Here is a 17,422-nt window from a genome sequence, read left to right as displayed (position 1 = left end):
CGCGATGACCGATTCCCTTCCCCTCCGCCGCAAGCGCTCCGCCGCCGCCGGGCTGACCGCCGCCGGCGCGCTGGCGATGCTGTCCGGCTGCGACGGCACCCCCGACCAGCAACAGCAGTTCGGCCCGCCGACCGAGGTGTCGGCGTTCAAGACCGTCGACGAATGCGTCGCGAGCGGCGCGTTCGCCAAGGTGACGTGCGAGAATGCCGCCAGGGAAGCCGCGAACACCGACGGCAAGGCCGCGCCGCGCTTCGACGAGAAGAGCCTGTGCGAGGACCAGTTCGGGTCCGGGCAATGCCTGGCGCGCAACGAGGGCGGGCAGAGCTTCTTCGTGCCGCTGCTGACGGGGTTCATGATCGGGCGGCTGCTCGACGGATCGGGCTATCGCTACAACGGCCTGTACCAGAACCGCCGCGACGGCAGCTGGTATACGCCGTCGGGCGCGTGGCTGTACGGCGGCGGCTATGGCGGGCGCGGGTATAATTATCAGGTCGGGTCGCGCGCGGTGACCGCGCCGATCACCACACAGCGTATCCAGACGCGCAGCTCGGTCGTGTCGCGCGGCGGGTTCGGGGGGCGCGTCTCGGCGCGGTCGAGCGGCGGCTGGGGCGGCGGGCGCTCGTTTGGCGGGTGACGCAGCCGATCGGCGCGTGATGCGTTCGCGCGGGGGATAACCGATAAAAAGGACAGGGATGACCCGGCTTTTCCACGTCAGCGACGTTCATTTCGGCGCGGAGGACCCCGCCGCGGTCGCGTGGTTCCGCGACGTGGTGGCGGAAGAGAAGCCCGACGCGGTCATCATGACCGGCGACCTGACGATGCGCGCGACCAGGCGTGAGTTCGACGACGGCGGCGCGTGGCTGAAGAGCCTGGGCGTGCCGGTGACGCTGGAGGTCGGCAACCACGACATTCCTTATTACTGGGACCCGCTGCGGCGGCTGTTCGCGCCCTATTCGCGCTATGCCGCGGTCGAGAAGATGATCGAGCGACCGCTGGAGATCCATGGGATCACGATCGTCCCGTTGAAGACGACCGCGCGCGCGCAATGGCGCTGGAACTGGTCGAAGGGGCGGGTGAGCCACGGTTCGCTGCGCCGCGCGCTGGCGCTGGTCGAGGCGGCGCCGCGCGGCAATCTGATCTTCGTCGCCGGGCACCATCCGCTGATCGACGGCGGCAGCCAGGGGACCGCGAAGACCAAGCGCGGCGATGTCGCGCTGGCGGCGCTGGCGGATGCCGGGGTCCATGCGGTGCTGTCGGGGCATGTCCATGATCCGTTCGACATGCCGTATGAGCGCAACGGCTGGCGGGTGCGGATGATCGGCGCGGGGACGCTGTCGAAGCGGACGCGCAACTCGCCGCCGGCGTTCAATGAGATTCGGGTCGAGGGGGATCGGTTCGAGACGCTGGTGCGGACGATGTCGGCGCAGCCGGTGTATCCGATTAGCGAGATGACGGCGGCGGGGCGGTAGGGCACTGCCGTAACCCTCTCCCCTTCGGGGAGAGGGTTGGGTGAGGGGTTGAGGTCTCACCGAGACCGGACTCTCTATGAGACCCCGGCCCCTCACCCAAACCCTCTCCCCGGAGGGGAGAGGGCTTAACTCGATGGCTTTCCCGCGCCACACTCCCTATCTCCCGTCCGTGCCCAAGAAACCCAGCCCCGGCCTGCCGACGCGCGAGCAGATCCTCGATTTCATCACCTCCTCCGCGACGCCCGCGGGCAAGCGCGAGATCGCGCGCGCCTTTGGCCTGACCGCGCAGCAGAAGATCGCGCTCAAGGCGCTGCTCAAGGACATGGGCGACGAAGGGCTGATCGACTCCGCGCCCGGTCGCGCGTTCCACAAGATGGGCGGGCTGCCCAAGGTGACGGTGCTGCGGATCGTCGACGTCGATCAGGGCGGCAACGTCTGGGGCGTGCCCGAGCGCTGGGAGGCCGACGTGCCGACCCCGCGTATTCGCGTGCGCGACCGCAAGCGCGGGGCGCTGGGAGTCGGCGAACGGATCCTCGCGCGCAATGAGGAGACCGGCGGCGGCTGGACCGCGCATCCGATGAAGGTGCTCGCGCCCGCCGCCGAGCAGGTGATCGGGGTGCTGCGGCGCGAGGGTGACCGGTTGTGGTTGCAGGGCGTCGAGAAGAAGGAGCGGCGCGAATATCCGGTCTCGGACGCTGGCGGCGCCGAGGCGGGCGATCTGGTCAGCGCCGAGATCGCCGGGCGACCGCCGCGGGTGATGGCGAAGGTGGTGGCGCGGCTCGGCGATCCGTTCGCGCCGCGCAGCTTCTCGCTGATCGCGATCCACAAGCATGGCATCCCCGATAGCTTTGCGCAGGAGGCGTTGGACGAGGCGCAGCGGGTGGCGCGGCAACCGCTTGGGGACGGGCGGGAGGACCTGACGCATCTGCCGATCGTCGCGATCGATCCCGCGGATGCGCGCGACCATGACGATGCGGTGTGGGCGACGCCCGACGACGATCCCGCGAATGAGGGCGGGTGGAAGGCGATCGTCGCGATCGCCGATGTCAGCTTCTACGTGCGGCCGGGCAGCGCGATCGACCGCGAGGCGCGCGCGCGCGGGAATTCGGTCTATTTCCCCGATCGGGTTGTGCCGATGCTGCCGGAGATCCTGTCGGCGGATGTCTGCTCGCTGAAGGCCGGCGAGGATCGCGCGGCGCTGACGTGCCATTTGCAGGTGACGAAGGCGGGGACGCTGAAGAGCTGGCGGTTTACGCGGGCGGTGGTGCGGCTGGCGGCGAACATCGCTTACGAGGAGGCGCAGGCGGCGATCGATGGTGTGGACCTAAGCCCCCGCCCCTGCGGGGAGGGGGTTGGGGGAGGGGCTGCAACGGGCGATGGTCTCGGTGAGACACCTACCCCTCACCCAACCCTCTCCCCGGAGGGGAGAGGGCTTCTTCCTGCTCTCACCAACCTCTGGGACTGCTGGCACGCGCTGGCCGCGGCGCGCGACAAGCGCGAGCCGCTCGACCTCGATCTGCCCGAGCGGCGGGTGGTGCTCGACGAGAAGGGGCGGATCATGTCGGTGGCGGCGCGCGAGCGGCTCGACGCGCACCGGCTGATCGAGGACTTCATGATCGCCGCCAACGTCGCCGCCGCCAAGGCGCTGGAGGCGAAGAAGGCTCCGGTGATGTACCGCGTCCACGAAGCGCCCGCGCGCGAGAAGCTGGTGGCGCTCAAGGACTATCTCGAGACGTTCGAGGTGCCGTTCGCGCTGGGGCAGGTCGTCAAGCCGGCGACCTTCAACCGCATTCTCGAGCGGGTCGGCGACGTGCCGTTCCGGCCCGAGATCATGGAGCAGATCCTCCGCTCGCAGACGCAGGCCTATTATGCGCCCGCCAACCACGGCCACTTCGGGCTGTCGCTGGGCAGCTATGCGCATTTCACCTCGCCGATCCGCCGCTATGCCGACCTGATGGTGCATCGCGCGCTGGTGTCGGCTTACGGACTGGGGCCGGGCGGGCTGAACGGCGACGAGGATTTCGAGCTGGCGGGCACGACGATCAGCAAGCTGGAGCGTCGCGCGATGGAGGCCGAGCGCGAGACGATCGACCGCTATGTCGCCGCGTTCCTGTCGGAGCGGGTCGGCGAGCTGGTCGAGGTGCGGATCACCGGGGTCACCAATTTCGGCTTCTTCGCGACCGTCGACGGGATCGGCGGCGACGGGTTGATGCCGGTGCGCGATCTGGGCGGCGAATATTTCCGCTTCGACGAGGCGGCGCGGCGGCTGGTCGGCGAGCAGAGCGGCGAGGAATATGCGCAGGGGCAAAGGCTGGAATTGCGGCTCGCCGAGGCCAATCCGGTGTCGGGGGCGCTGCGCTTCGAGCTGCCCGAGGGGCGCTATGGCGGCGTACCGCGCGAGCGCGCCCCGGCGAAGGGCGTCAAGCCGCCGCGCGTGCTCAAGCGCCGCGGGCGGCCCGGTAACCTGCGTCATCAGAATCGCAAGAAGTAAGAAGGAGTTCGCATGTCCGGCACGATCATGGCGGCGCTGATCGCCAAGGCGCGCAACCGCGTCACCTGGCATTTCACCTCGGCGGGCGCGACGTCGAAGGAGACCGCGACCAAGTTCCCGACGCCCAAGTCGCGGCTCGACCGGCGTGTGTTCGAGCGGATGGTGGCGTTCGGCGCGATCGAGAAGACGCCGGAGGGCTTGTACTGGCTCAACGAGGCGCGGCTGTCGGATTACCGCAAGGAATCGTTGGCGCGGGTGCTGGGGATTCTCGCGATCGCCGGGTTTGCGGCGGCGGGGGCGATGGCGATCGGGGGGTAGGCTGCGGCTGTCATTGCGAGCGGAGCGAAGCAATCCAGTGCCGGATCGAGGCGCCCTGGATTGCTTCGCTACGCTCGCAATGACGGATCGGGGGGCGTCGTTGCCAATCTTTTTCTTCGGTACGCGCCAGTAAGAAGCGGGCCCCGGGTCGAGCCCGGGGCGACGTTCATATGTGCGAGAGCGCCGCCAGCACCGGGGTGACGTGTTCGTGCCGGCAGATCAGCAGGTCGGGCATGTAGGTGTCGGCGCAATTGTAGATCAGCGGCGTGCCGTCGATGCGGCTGACGTGGAGGCCGTGCGCGCGGGCGACGGCGGCGGGGGCGCAGCTGTCCCATTCATATTGCCCGCCCGAATGCAGATAGATGTCGGACTGGCCGAGGATGATGCTCATCGCCTTCGCCCCGGCGCTGCCCATCGGCACAAGCTCCGCCCCCAATGCTTCGGCGACCGCCACTGCCTCGCGCGCCGGGCGCGAGCGGCTGACCACCATCCGCAGCCGTTCGGGTGCGGGCGGGACCGCGACCGGCGCGTCGCTGCGCAACACAACGCCCGCCGCGGGCAAGGCGACCGCGCCGGTGGTCGGCACGCCGTCGATCGCGAGCCCGACATGCACCGCCCAGTCGGCACGCCGCTCGGCATATTCGCGCGTCCCGTCCACCGGATCGACGATCCACACCCGTGAGCGGTCGAGGCGGATCGGGCAGTCCTTCTCTTCCTCGGACAATAGCCCGTCCGCAGCGCGTTGCGCGCGCAGCGCCTCGACCAGAAAGCGGTTGGCGATCGCGTCGCCGGCTTTGGCGAGCGCCTGCTCGGTCAGCGCCGCGCTGTCGCGCACCGTGAGCAGCAGCGCGCCCGCCACCTCGGCGAGATGCGCGGCCAGCGCCGCGTCGCTCGTCTCCACGGTCATGCGCGGCGCAGCAGCAGGTCGACGATCTGCTCGGCGGCCTGTTCGGGAGTGGTGACGGTCGTGTCGATCCGCACCTCGGGCGCCTCGGGCCGCTCATAGGGGCTGTCGATGCCGGTGAAGTTCTTGAGCAGCCCGGCGCGCGCCTTCTTGTAGAGCCCCTTCACGTCGCGGCGCTCGGCTTCCGCGAACGGCGTGTCGACGAACACCTCGACGAACTCGCCCGCCGGCAGCATCGCGCGCACCATCTCGCGCTCGGCGCGGAACGGGCTGATGAAGGCGGTCAGCACGATCAGGCCGGCGTCGGTCATCAGCTTTGCCACCTCGCCGACGCGGCGGATGTTCTCGATCCGGTCGGCTTCCGTAAAGCCCAAATCCTTGTTGAGCCCGTGGCGGACATTGTCGCCGTCGAGCAGGAAGGTATGGCGGCCGAGTGCGTGGAGCCGTTTCTCGACCAGATTGGCGATCGTCGACTTGCCCGAGCCGGACAGGCCGGTGAACCACAGCACTGCCGGCTGCTGTTCCTTGAGCGCGGCGTGCGCTTCGCGGCCGACGTCGACCGCCTGCCAATGGACGTTCTGCGCGCGGCGCAGGCTGAAATGCAGCATCCCCGCCGCGACCGTGGCGTTGGTCAGCTTGTCGATCAGGATGAACCCGCCGAGTGTGCGATTGTCGGCATAGGGCTCGAACACGATCGCACGATCGGTGGTCAGCTCCGCGACGCCGATCGCGTTGAGGTCGAGCGTCTTGGCGGCGAGCTGTTCGAGCGTGTTGACGTTGACGACATATTTGGGCTGCTGGACGGTCGCCGAGACGGTCTGCGTGCCCAGCTTCAGCCAATAGCCGCGCCCGACGCGCAAGCTCGCATCGTCGAGCCACACCAAGGTCGCCTCGAACTGGTCGGCGGCTTCGGGCGGTTGCTCGGCGGCGGCGATCACGTCGCCGCGCGAACAGTCGATCTCGTCGGCGAAGCACAAGGTCACCGACTGGCCGGCGACCGCCTGCTCCAGATCGCCGTCGAGCGTGACGATCCGCGTCACCGCCGAGGTCTTGCCCGACGGTAGCACGCGCACCCGGTCGCCGACCGCGACGCGTCCGGTCGCGATCAGCCCCGAGAAACCGCGAAAGTCGAGGTGCGGGCGGTTGACCCATTGCACCGGCATCCGGAACGGCTTGTCGGCATCGACCGACGCCAGCACCTCGACCGTTTCGAGATGCTCGACCAGCGTCGGTCCGTCATACCACGGCGTGTTCGCCGAGCGCGCGGTGATGTTGTCGCCTTTGAACCCCGAGATCGGCAGCGCGGTAAAGCCGGCGATCCCGATCGAATGCGCGAAGGCGGCGTAATCGGCGACGATCGTGTCGAACGTCGCCTGATCGTAGCCGACCAGATCCATCTTATTGACCGCCAGCACGATGTTGCGGATGCCGATCAGGTGGCAGAGGTAGCTGTGCCGCCGCGTCTGCGTCAGCACGCCCTTGCGCGCGTCGATCAGGATCACCGCGAGATCGGCGGTCGACGCGCCCGTCACCATGTTGCGCGTATATTGTTCGTGCCCGGGGCAGTCGGCGACGATGAACTTGCGCTTCTCGGTATTGAAGAAGCGATAGGCGACGTCGATCGTGATCCCCTGTTCGCGCTCGGCGGCGAGTCCGTCGACCAGCAGCGCGAAGTCGATCTCGCCACCTTGCGTGCCCTGTTTGCGCGAGTCGCTCTCCAGCGCGGCGAGCTGATCCTCGAAGATCATCTTCGAATCGTAGAGCAGCCGCCCGATCAGCGTCGACTTGCCGTCGTCGACCGAGCCGCAGGTGATGAAGCGCAGCATCGTCTTATGCTGATGGCTGTCGAGATAGGCGTCGATGTCGCGCGCGATGAGGTCGTCGACGACATAAGCAGGTGCAGTGCTCATCAGAAATACCCCTGCTGCTTCTTCACTTCCATTCCCGCGCCGCCGGCATCCTTGTCGATCGCGCGCCCCTGCCGCTCGCTGGTGGTGGTGAGCAGCGTCTCCTGGATCACCTGCGGCAGCGTCGTCGCGCGGCTCTCGACCGCGCCGGTCAGCGGGTAGCAGCCGAGTGTGCGGAAGCGGATCGAGCGCAGCACCGGCTCCTCGCCGGGCAACAGCCGGAAGCGCTCGTCATCGACCATCAGCAGCATCCCGTCGCGCTCGACGGTCGGGCGCTCGGCGGCGAAATAAAGCGGGACGATCGGCACGTCGTTCAGGTGGATATATTGCCAGATGTCCAGCTCGGTCCAGTTCGAGATCGGGAAGACGCGGATGCTCTCGCCCTTGTTCTTGCGCGCGTTATAGAGGTTCCACAGCTCGGGCCGCTGGTTCTTCGGGTCCCAGCCGTGCGTGGCGGTGCGGAAGCTGAAGATCCGCTCCTTGGCGCGGCTCTTCTCCTCGTCGCGGCGTGCGCCGCCGAACGCGGCGTCGAAGCCGTAATGGTCGAGCGCCTGCTTCAGCCCCTCGGTCTTCCACAGGTCGGTGTGCAGCGCGCCGTGGTCGAACGGGTTGATCCCGCGCTCGATCGCCTCGGGATTCTGGTGGACGAGCAGGGTCATCCCGCTTTCCGCCGCCATCCGGTCGCGCAGCGCGTACATCTCGCGAAACTTCCACGTCGTGTCGACATGCAGCAGCGGGAAGGGCGGGGCGCTGGGAAAGAACGCCTTGCGTGCGAGGTGCAGCATCACCGCGCTGTCCTTGCCGACCGAATAGAGCATCACGGGATTGTCCGCCTCGGCCACCACCTCGCGCATGATGTGGATCGCCTCGGCCTCGAGCCGTTGCAGGTGGGTAAGGCGTTGGTGATCGAGCAACCGTGACATTCGCTTCCCTCTACGCCGGACGCGCGGGTCCGGTCGTCATGCGTCTGTCATCCCTTGCGCGGAAACGCGCGGCAGCGGGGCGTGGAATTGGTTGCGGCGGGGCAATTGCAGCTTCTCGGCAGCGCCAATCGTCATTGCGAGCGTAGCGACGCAATCCAGCGCCGGACCAGGACGCCCTGGATTGCTTCCCCCGGCCTGCGCCGGGGTCGCAATGACGAGCGCGCTGGGATAGCGAGACGGAAAGAAAGAAGGGTTGCAGATGAAGCGTTTGATGATGGCGGCGGCGGCGCTGGTGACCGCAAGTGGTGCACAGGCGCAGGACGTGCGTGTCATGACCTTCAACGTCCGCTTCGCCTGCGATTGCGACGGTCCCAACGTCTGGCCGGCGCGGCGCGACCTGTTCATGCAGACGGTGCGTGAGGCCAACCCCGACGTGATCGGCACGCAGGAGCTGCTCAAGACGCAGGGCGACGACATCGTCCGCGCGCTGCCGCGCTATCGCTGGTTCGGGCGCGACCGCGACGGCGGGCACAAGGGCGAGCATATGGGCGTCTTCTACCGCGCCGACCGGCTGAAACTGATCCGCAGCGGCGACTTCTGGCTGTCCGACACCCCCGAGACGCCGGGCAGGATCAGCTGGGGCGCGAACCTGCCGCGGATGGTGACATGGGGGGTGTTCGAGACGACCGGAAAGGCGAAGCGCCGCTTCCTGATGGCGGATACGCATTTCGCGCATCGCGGCGCGGAGGATGAGGAAGCGCGCAACCGCTCCGCCGCGCTGATCGCCGAGCGGCTGCCGGCGATCGCGCCGGGGTTGCCGATCGTGCTGACCGGCGATCTGAACACCACGCCCGACAGCGCCGCGGTCCGCCGGCTGACGGCGTTCCTAGCCGACGCCTCGCGCCTCGCGCGCACCGCCGACGCGCCGACCGGCACCTTTCACGACTTCACCGGCACGCCCGAGGCGGGCAAGTGGATCGATTATATTCTGGTCAAAGGCTTCCGCCCGGTCGCGGCGAAGGTGCTGACCACGCACGAGGGCGCGCGCTATCCATCCGACCATTTCCCGATCGTCGCCGATCTGAAGGGGGAATGACGTCCGTTAATCTCGCGTCATCCCGGGCTTGACCCGGGATCCCGCTTCCTACGCCGCCCGGAAGAAGAAGCGGGGGCCCGGATCGAGTCCGGGGCGACGAAAGTCTACAACGGCATGCCCGCCTGCAACCGCTCGAGTTCGACCGGATCGTGGGTGCAGGTGACGGTCACCGCGTCGCGATGGTCGATCGAGAGCGTGCGCAGCCGCTGCTGGTTGTCGAGCCGCGCGGTGGCATCGACCTCCATCAGCCGCTGATAGGCGCGCAGGCCGGGCGTGCAGCGCCGCCGCGCCTGCCGCATCTCGCCGCGGTAGAAATAGGCGTCGCCGGCATGGAGCAGCCAGCGCCCGTCGTCCTGCCGCACCGCCACCCCGGCATGGCCCCAGGTGTGGCCGGGCAGCGGCACCATCAGGATCTCGGGCGGCAGCCCGTCCAGATCGCGCACCGCATCGAACCCGAACCAGCGCTCGCCGCGCGCGCCATAGCATTGCCAGCGCTGCACGTCGTCGAGCTGTCGCGGCCGCCAGCGGTTGCGCGCGACGACCCCGGCGCGCGGGCCGGTGGCGTCGTCATATTCGCGCTGCATCACATGAACGGTGGCGTTGGGGAAATCCTCCAGTCCGCCGGCATGGTCGAAGTCGAGATGCGTGGCGATGATGTGCCGCACATCGGCGGCGCGATACCCGAGCGCCTCGATCTGGCGGATCGCGGTGTCGCGTTCGTGGAGCCGGATGTTGAGCATCATGCGCCACGGCAGCGCGATGCGCGGATCGGGGCGGTGGTGCGGATGCGCGACGTCGCGCAGGCCGTAGCCGGTATCGACCAGCACCAGACCGTGCGCGTCGGTCTCGATCAACAGGCATTGGCAGACGATCCGACCCAGCGGGCCGAGGCTGCGTCCGTCGAACAATGCGCCGCCGAGCGGACAGTCGTTTCCGCAGTTCAGGTGAAAAATTCGCATCGGCACCTCCACCCCGATTGTAGGGCAAGGCGCAAGTGCCTGACATTACGTCGATCAGCTTTGGCCGTCGATCAGGGCGGCAGCGGGCGGGTTAATCGTCATTTTACCCCTTGCCGGTAGCAAGGCGGTCGTAGCGGAAGTTTCCATGCGCCCGATGCGGCGCGATCCGCAATGGTTCGGGCGTTCGGCGCCGCGGCCCGCCCCGGCGGGTCCGACGTCCAGTGAAGGAGCAACAAGTTGATGTCGATCACCCATGTGGTCGCGGCAGGGGACCTGTGCCTGCCATCGATCGGCTTGCTCGCCGACGATCTGTCGCACGCCTTCGCGGCGAGCGATGCGGTGCGGCTCGATCTCTCCGCCGTGGCCGCGCCCGACCTGAGCGTGGTGCAGCTGGTCGAGTCCGCACGCCGCGCCGCGCGCGACGACGGCCGCGATTTCGCGCTGACCGCCCCGGTCGGCGACCCGTTCCGTGCCTTGCTGGCGCGGGCCGGCTTCATTCCTGCGTCGGAGGACGACGCCTTGTTCTGGTTCCACGGAGATTGCGCGCAATGACCGCTTCGATCCTTACCGTTGACGACAGCGCCAGCCTGCGGATGGCGATCCGCATCGCGCTGACCGGCGCGGGCTATGCCGTGACCGAGGCGGTCGACGGCGCCGACGGGCTCGCCAAGGCGACGGGCACGCGCTTCGACATGATCGTCACCGACCTGAACATGCCCAACATGGACGGCCTGTCGATGATCCGCGCGCTGCGCGAACAGCCCGCGCAGGCCGGCGTGCCGATCATCTTCCTGTCGACCGAGAGCGACGCCGACATGAAGGCGCAGGCCAAGGCGGCGGGCGCGACCGGCTGGCTGGTCAAGCCGTTCCAGCCCGACCAGTTGATCCGCGTCGCGCAGAAGGTGCTCGGCAAGTGACCGAGGACCCGACAGCCACCTTCCGGGTGGAGGCGGGCGAGCTGCTGGAGCAGGTCGAACAGGGGCTGCTCGATCTCGGGCACCGGCTGGACGACATGGCGCTGGTCAATGCGGTGTTCCGCGGACTGCACACGCTCAAGGGTTCGGGCGCGATGTTCGGCTTCGACGCACTGGCGGCATTCACGCACCATTGCGAAAGCGCGTTCGACCGCGTCCGCAAGGGCGAGGTGCCCGCGACCGCCGAACTGGTGTCCGTGATCCTGTCCGCGCGCGACCATATGGCCGCGCTGGTCGAGGGCAACGCGCCGCAGGCCGAGGGCGATGCGATCCTGGCGCGGCTGGCCGCGGCGGTCGAGGCCGCGCGCGGCGGCGATACCGCCGCAGGCGCGAGTGCGCCCGCCCCGGCGGCGCAGGGCTGGCGGATGTTCTTCCGCCTGCCGGCCGACGCGATGGCCAACGGCACCAACCCGCTGATGCTGCTCGACGAGTTGCGCGACCTGGGCGAGGCGGAGGTGCGCGTGCGCACCGACACGCTGCCGCCGCTGGGTCAGCTGGTGCCCAACGAATGCCATCTCGGCTGGGACGTGACCTTGCGCGGCGACATCTCGCGCGAGGCGATCGAGGACGTGTTCATCTTCGTCATGGACGACATGACGCTGGAGATCGCGCCGCTGGGCGAGGAGACGCCGGTGGCGCCGGTCGTGGTGGAGGAGGCGCCCGTCGCCGCCGCCCCGGTCGAGGCGGCCGCCCCGGTCGTTGCGGCGGGCGGGCCGCCCGCGGCCGCGCAGCCCGCGGTCGAGAACGTCCGCGTGCCCGCCGACCGGCTCGACGCGCTGATGGACCGCGTCGGTGAGCTGGTGATCGCGCAGAGCCGGCTGTCGCAGCTGGCGAACAATCGCCACGACCTGCTGCTGCGTTCGGTCACCGAAGACATCGAGCGGCTGGCCGGCGAATTGCGCGACACGATGATGGTGTTGCGCATGGTGCCGGTGTCGTCGCTGTTCGGGCGGTTCCGCCGCCTGATCCACGATCTGGCGCGCGAAACCGGCAAGGCGATCGAACTGCAGACGTCGGGCGAGACCACCGAGGTCGACAAGACCGTGATCGAGCGGCTGTTCGATCCGCTGGTCCACATCATCCGCAACTCGTGCGACCACGGGCTCGAAGCGCCGGCCGACCGCCTTGCGGCGGGCAAGTCCGAAACCGGGCTGGTGAAGCTCAGCGCGCATCAGGCGGGCGGCGAGGTGCTGATCACGATCGTCGACGACGGGCGGGGGATCGACCGCGACCGCGTCCGCGCCAAGGGCGAGGCCAACGGGCTGATCGAGCCGGGCCAGCAACTGGCCGACGAGGAATTGTTCGGGCTGATCTTCCACCCCGGCTTCTCCACCGCGGCGCAGGTGACCAACCTGTCCGGGCGCGGCGTGGGGATGGACGTCGTCAAGCGCACGATCGAAAGCCTGCGCGGCTCGATCAGCGTGGCGAGCGAGGCGGGCAAGGGCTCGACGATCACGCTGCGCATCCCGCTGACGCTGGCGATCATCGAGGGGCTGTTGGTACGCGTCGGCGAGAGCCGCTACGTGATCCCGCTGTCGGCGGTCGAGGAATGCCTCGAACTGTCGCTGGAGGAGGATCTGCGCTCGCGTGGGCGCAGCCTGATCACGCTGCGCGACCGGCTGGTGCCGTTCGTGCGGCTGCGCGACCTGTTCGCCACCGGCACGCGCCCCGATCCGCACCAGAAGATCGTGGTGGTCGCCACCGGGCGCGAGCGCGTCGGGCTGGTTGTCGACCAGATCATCGGCAACCACCAGACCGTCATCAAATCGCTGTCGGCCTTCCATCGCGGCGTCGGCAGCTTCTCCGGCGCGACGATCCTCGGCGACGGCAATGTCGCGCTGATCCTGGACGTCGCGCAACTGGTCGCGATGGCGCAACCCCGTGAGGAGACGCTCCGTGCCGCAAGCTAAGCAACGCGCCGAGGCCGCCATGGCCGCGGGGGGCACCGCCTGGAACGAGCGCGGCGAGCTGGAGGTCCTGACTTTCGACGTCGGCGGCGAGACGCTCGCGCTGGAAGCGACGATGGTCCGCGAGATCCTCGATCTGCTGCCCGAGACGTCGGTGCCGGGCGCCCCGGCGCTGGTCCGCCACGTCGTCAACTTTCGCGGGCGGATCGTGCCGGTCGCCGACCTGCGCCTCGCCTTCGCGATGGAAGCGGCGGAGACGACGCCGGACAGCCGGATCGTCGTCATCGAACTGCCGATCGACGGCGAGCCGACGCTGGTCGGGCTGCGCACCGATCACGTGCGCGAGGTCGCGACGCTCAGCGCCGAAGCGAGCGAGGAGGCTCCTGCGGTCGGGATGCGCTGGCAGCGCGACTACGTGCGCCGGCTCGTCCGCTGCCGGGACGATCTCATCATCCTGCCCGATCTTTCCGCCATCTTCGCCGCCGTGCTGTCGCCACGGCCCTGATCCCCATGCTGCCTTAGCGTTTTAGAGGTTTTGCCATGTCGTTGCTCCCTGCGTTCAAGAAAACCGCTCGTCCCGACCATGCGCTGGCGGAGCTTCGCCAGCTGTCCCGCGCACTTGGCGAGGGTGACCTGTCCCGCCGCGCCAGGCTGGACGAGGCGAGCGGCGAGGCGCGGGAGATATTGGTGGTCGTCAACGACCTGCTCGACGAGGCGCTGAACCCGTCGCTTCGGCTGCGCGAGGCGATCGACCGGATGTCGGCGGAACATGCCGCGGGCGACATCGACACGGTCATTCCCGCCGCGGCGTTCCGTGGCGACATCGGCCAGGCCGCGGCCGGCATCAACGCGCTCGTCGGGTCGCACATCGCGGTCAAGAAGGCGGCGCTGGCGTGCGTGAAGGCGCTGGGCGAGGGGCGGTTCGACGCGCCGCTGGAGACCTTCCCGGGCAAGAAGGCGTTCATCAACGACACCGTCGAGGGGCTGCGCGCCAGCCTGAAGGGGCTGATCGCGGAGATGAACACCATGTCCGCCGAGCACGACCGCGGCGACATCGACGTGTTCGTGCCCGTCGCCAAGTTCCAGGGCGACTTCGCGGTAATGGCGCAGGGCATCAACACGATGGTCAGCGGCCATATCGCGGTGAAGAAGCAGGCGATGGCGTGCATCAAGCAGTTCGGTGAGGGCAATTTCGACGCCCCGCTGGAGCGCTTCCCCGGCAAGAAGGCGTTCATCAACGACACGATCGAGGAACTGCGCGGCAATTTCCGCGAGATCATCGGCGAAATCCGCCGGCTGATCGACGCGTCGACCGCCGGGCAGCTCAGCGAGCGTGGCGACGTGACGCGCTTCCCGGGCGATTTCGGCAAGCTGGTCGGCGGGATCAACGGGATGCTCGATGCGATCCTGCTGCCGATCGCCGAGGGTAATCGCGTATTGGGCCTGGTTAGCGGCGGCGACCTGACGCAGCGCGTCGAGATCGCGTGCGAGGGCGATCATGAGCGGATGAAGGCCGCGATCAACACGCTGGTCGACAATCTGTCGAAGTTCGCGGGCGAGGTCGCCGCCGCCTCGGCGCAGGTCGCCGCGGGCAGCCAGCAGCTGTCGAGCACCGCCGAGCAGGTCAGCGAAGGCGCGACCGAGCAGGCGGCGGCGGCCGAGGAAGCGTCGGCGTCGATGGAGCAGATGGCCGCCAACATCAAACAGAATGCCGACAACGCCGCGCAGACCGAGAAGATCGCGCGCCAGTCGTCGCAGGATGCCGAGCAGAGCGGGCAGGCGGTGCAGAAGGCCGTCACCGCGATGCGCACGATCGCCGAGCGGATCGGGATCGTGCAGGAAATCGCGCGACAGACCGACCTCTTGGCGCTGAACGCGGCGGTCGAGGCGGCGCGTGCCGGCGAGCATGGGCGTGGCTTCGCGGTGGTCGCCGCCGAGGTGCGCAAGCTGGCCGAGCGCAGCCAGACCGCGGCGGGCGAGATCAGCGGCATGTCGTCGGAGACGGTGACGGCGGCGGCGCAGGCCGGCGAGATGCTGACCAAGCTGGTGCCCGACATCCGCCGGACCGCCGAGCTGGTGTCGGAGATCAGCGCGGCGTGCCGTGAGCAGGACATCGGTGCCAGCCAGATCAACGAGGCGATCCAGCAGCTCGACAAGGTGACGCAGCAGAACGCCTCGGCGTCGTCGCAGATCTCCTCGACGTCCGAGGAGCTTGCCGGGCAGGCCGAGGAGCTGGAGGCCAATATCGCCTTCTTCCGCACCAATGAGCCGAAGGCGACGATCGCCGTTCGCAAGCCGTCGCGCGGCGTCGCCGCCAAGCCGATGAAGAAGGCCAAGCCCGCAATGCGCGGTGGCGCGACCGTTGCCGACCAGCAGGCGCGTGCGCGTGGCTTCGCGCTCGACCTGAGCACCGGCGGGCCGGACGGCGAAGACGCCGATTTCGGTCGCGCGGCATGATGTTCCGGCGGGGCCTTCGTGGCCCCGCCACTGACAACCGCGGTGTCGGGCGGTTGAGTAGCTGACCGCCGGTCCGTTCGCCCATGCGAACGCGGATCGGCATCCCACCGCGCGTATGTTCCTGGGAAGCGGGGACGATGCGTGTGTCACCAACGCTTTGGAGGAAATCATGCGCGCAACGATCAAGATGAAGCTGGGAGCGACCTTCGCGGTCCTCGTGGTTTTGCTGGCTGTGGTCATCGGCGTCGGCGTCTCGAAGATGAGCACTCTCAACAGCGCCATCAGCGACGTGATCGCGGGCCCCGCACGCACCCTGTCGCTCGCGCAGTCGGTCGACACGCTGCAAAGCCAGTCGCTCGCCGACCAGCAGTCGCTCGCGCTCAACACCGATGCGGCGACGATGAAGCTGTATTACGACAAGGTCGTCTCCGGCGAGAACGAGCTTGATCGCACGATCCAGCAGGGCATCGCCGCCGCCAGCCCCGAGAGCAAGCCGTTCTGGGAAGCGGTGGGCCACGACTGGACCGAGCTGAAGCCGGTCTTCGATCGGGTGCGCGACCTTGGCATGGCCAACCAGAACGAAGAGGCCGCCAAGCTGTCGAACGACAAGCAGGCGCCGCTCAACGTCCGCTTCAACGCCGACATCGCCAAGCTCAGCGACTTCCAGCGCGCGGCGATGAAGGACGCCGACGAAGCCACCAACCAGCTTTACGCCGAAAGCCGCACCATCATGATCACCGCGGGCGTCATCGCCTTCCTGATCGCGGTGGCGGGCGCCGTCTGGATCTCGCTGGTGGTGTCGCGCGGGCTGAAGCGCATCGGCGTCGCGGTGGAGGCGGTGTCGATCGGCGATCTCGATCAGGACGTCGTCGTCACCACCAACGACGAGATCAAGGATCTGGTCGATACCGTCAACCGCATGACCGCGAACCTGCGCAAGAGCGCGGCGCTGGCCGATGCGATCGCGGGCGGCGACCTGACCGTCGATCACCAGCCGCTGTCGGACAAGGACAAGCTGGGTCATGCGCTGGTCACGATGGTCGACCGGTTGCGCGGGGTGGTCGGTGACGCCACGCTGGCGGCGCAGAACGTCGCGGCGGGCAGCCAGCAGCTGTCGTCGTCGTCGGAGCAGGTGAGCCAGGGGGCGACCGAGCAGGCGGCGGCGGCCGAAGAGGCGTCGGCGTCGATGGAGCAGATGGCGGCGAACATCAAGCAGAACGCCGACAATGCGACGCAGACCGAGAAGATCGCGCGCCAGTCGTCGCAGGATGCGGAGCTGAGCGGTCAGGCGGTCGAGAAGGCGGTCAATGCGATGCGGACGATCGCCGAGAAGATCGGGATCGTGCAGGAAATCGCGCGCCAGACCGACCTCTTGGCGCTGAACGCGGCGGTCGAGGCGGCGCGTGCGGGCGAGCATGGGCGCGGGTTCGCGGTGGTTGCCGCCGAGGTGCGCAAGCTGGCCGAGCGCAGCCAGACCGCGGCGGGCGAGATCAGCGGCATGTCGTCGGAGACGGTGACGGCGGCGGCACAGGCCGGCGAGATGCTGACCAAGCTGGTGCCCGACATCCGCCGGACCGCCGAGCTGGTGTCCGAGATCAGCGCGGCGTGCCGCGAGCAGGACATCGGTGCCTCGCAGATCAACGAGGCGATCCAGCAGCTCGACAAGGTGACGCAGCAGAACGCCTCGGCGTCCGAGCAGATTTCCTCCACCTCCGAGGAACTCGCCAGCCAGGCCGAGGAACTGCAGGAAAGCATCGCCTTCTTCCGCGTCGACAGCGGTCGCAAGCCGGTGCGCGCCAAGGCCCGTAGCACGGCGCCCGCCACGACCGCGCCGGCCAAGAAGGCCAAGCCCGTCGCGCGCGGCGGCTCGGTCGCCGAGCAACAGGCGCGGGTGCGCGGCTTCGCGCTCGACCTGAGCACCGGCGGCCCGGACGGCGAGGACGCCGACTTCGGTCGGGCGGCCTGATGCGGCCGGCGGGGCGGCACATCCGCCCCGCCATCGTCGGCTGAAATCCTC

The 17,422-nt window shown here is 68.7% G+C and carries 15 protein-coding genes; 11 read left to right on the top strand and 4 right to left on the bottom strand.

All coding sequences use genetic code 11. From position 1 onward, the window contains the following. Positions 1-4 precede the first annotated feature (4 nt). The 4 genes from PGN16_RS10605 to PGN16_RS10590 all read left to right on the top strand — a co-directional run bounded on the left by PGN16_RS10605 (position 5) and on the right by PGN16_RS10590 (position 4,278). On the top strand, positions 5-634 hold the full coding sequence (locus PGN16_RS10605; RefSeq protein ID WP_335309365.1) for a DUF1190 domain-containing protein: 630 nt from the start codon (positions 5-7) through the stop codon (positions 632-634). A 58-nt stretch (positions 635-692) separates the two neighbouring features. Continuing rightward, positions 693-1,469 carry a metallophosphoesterase family protein gene (locus PGN16_RS10600; protein WP_335309364.1) on the top strand — a complete coding sequence of 259 codons (777 nt, stop codon included), beginning with the start codon at positions 693-695 and terminating at the stop codon, positions 1,467-1,469. Positions 1,470-1,602: 133 nt separating this feature from the next. Beyond that, positions 1,603-3,960, top strand: a complete 2,358-nt coding sequence (locus PGN16_RS10595) for a ribonuclease R family protein (protein WP_335309363.1) — start codon at positions 1,603-1,605, stop codon at positions 3,958-3,960. A 12-nt stretch (positions 3,961-3,972) separates the two neighbouring features. After that, positions 3,973-4,278, top strand: coding sequence for a hypothetical protein (locus PGN16_RS10590; RefSeq protein WP_335309362.1), 306 nt, complete (start codon positions 3,973-3,975; stop codon positions 4,276-4,278). 166 nt (positions 4,279-4,444) lie between these two features. On the opposite strand, the gene PGN16_RS10585 is transcribed toward PGN16_RS10590, so the two are convergent. The 3 genes from PGN16_RS10585 to cysD are packed head-to-tail and all read right to left on the bottom strand — an operon-like array spanning position 4,445 to position 8,012. Next, positions 4,445-5,185 (bottom strand): 3'(2'),5'-bisphosphate nucleotidase CysQ, encoded by a 741-nt coding sequence (locus tag PGN16_RS10585; RefSeq protein WP_335309361.1) that lies wholly within the window; start codon positions 5,183-5,185, stop codon positions 4,445-4,447. Beyond that, positions 5,182-7,092, bottom strand: coding sequence for a sulfate adenylyltransferase subunit CysN (gene cysN, locus PGN16_RS10580; RefSeq protein ID WP_335309360.1), 1,911 nt, complete (start codon positions 7,090-7,092; stop codon positions 5,182-5,184). Before cysN ends, PGN16_RS10585 begins: the two co-directional genes overlap by 4 nt. Further along, positions 7,092-8,012 carry a sulfate adenylyltransferase subunit CysD gene (gene cysD, locus PGN16_RS10575; protein WP_335309359.1) on the bottom strand — a complete coding sequence of 307 codons (921 nt, stop codon included), beginning with the start codon at positions 8,010-8,012 and terminating at the stop codon, positions 7,092-7,094. Before cysD ends, cysN begins: the two co-directional genes overlap by 1 nt. A 259-nt stretch (positions 8,013-8,271) precedes the next feature. Here cysD and PGN16_RS10570 point away from each other — a divergent pair, with 259 nt between their 5' ends. Then, the gene (locus PGN16_RS10570; protein WP_335309358.1) at positions 8,272-9,108 is read left to right on the top strand and encodes an endonuclease/exonuclease/phosphatase family protein; all 837 of its coding nucleotides are present in this window, start codon (positions 8,272-8,274) and stop codon (positions 9,106-9,108) included. Positions 9,109-9,212: 104 nt separating this feature from the next. Here PGN16_RS10570 and PGN16_RS10565 read toward each other — a convergent pair whose 3' ends face one another. Then, the gene (locus PGN16_RS10565; protein WP_335309357.1) at positions 9,213-10,067 is read right to left on the bottom strand and encodes an MBL fold metallo-hydrolase; all 855 of its coding nucleotides are present in this window, start codon (positions 10,065-10,067) and stop codon (positions 9,213-9,215) included. A gap of 240 nt (positions 10,068-10,307) precedes the next feature. On the opposite strand from PGN16_RS10565, the gene PGN16_RS10560 reads away from it, so the two are divergent. The 6 genes from PGN16_RS10560 (at position 10,308) to PGN16_RS10535 (ending at position 17,371) form a co-directional block, all read left to right on the top strand. Continuing rightward, positions 10,308-10,619, top strand: coding sequence for an STAS domain-containing protein (locus PGN16_RS10560; protein WP_335309356.1), 312 nt, complete (start codon positions 10,308-10,310; stop codon positions 10,617-10,619). Beyond that, a complete protein-coding gene (locus PGN16_RS10555; RefSeq protein WP_335309355.1) occupies positions 10,616-10,984 on the top strand; it encodes a response regulator in 369 nt (122 codons plus the stop codon). The genes PGN16_RS10560 and PGN16_RS10555 overlap by 4 nt, the downstream gene beginning before the upstream one ends. Next, positions 10,981-12,951, top strand: a complete 1,971-nt coding sequence (locus PGN16_RS10550) for a chemotaxis protein CheA (protein ID WP_335309354.1) — start codon at positions 10,981-10,983, stop codon at positions 12,949-12,951. Before PGN16_RS10555 ends, PGN16_RS10550 begins: the two co-directional genes overlap by 4 nt. A 19-nt stretch (positions 12,952-12,970) precedes the next feature. After that, positions 12,971-13,453, top strand: coding sequence for a chemotaxis protein CheW (locus tag PGN16_RS10545; RefSeq protein ID WP_335310321.1), 483 nt, complete (start codon positions 12,971-12,973; stop codon positions 13,451-13,453). Between the two features lie 35 nt (positions 13,454-13,488). Next, positions 13,489-15,405: a methyl-accepting chemotaxis protein gene (locus PGN16_RS10540; protein WP_335309353.1), complete on the top strand. Its 1,917-nt coding sequence runs from the start codon at positions 13,489-13,491 to the stop codon at positions 15,403-15,405. 169 nt (positions 15,406-15,574) lie between these two features. Further along, positions 15,575-17,371, top strand: a complete 1,797-nt coding sequence (locus PGN16_RS10535; protein WP_335309352.1) for a methyl-accepting chemotaxis protein — start codon at positions 15,575-15,577, stop codon at positions 17,369-17,371. Positions 17,372-17,422: the final 51 nt, after the last annotated feature.

The organism is Sphingomonas phyllosphaerae (assembly GCF_036946485.1).
Taxonomy (GTDB): Bacteria; Pseudomonadota; Alphaproteobacteria; order Sphingomonadales; family Sphingomonadaceae; genus Sphingomonas; species Sphingomonas phyllosphaerae_E.
Note: the sequence above shows the minus strand (reverse complement) of the source record. Positions and strands in the feature narration are given on the sequence as shown.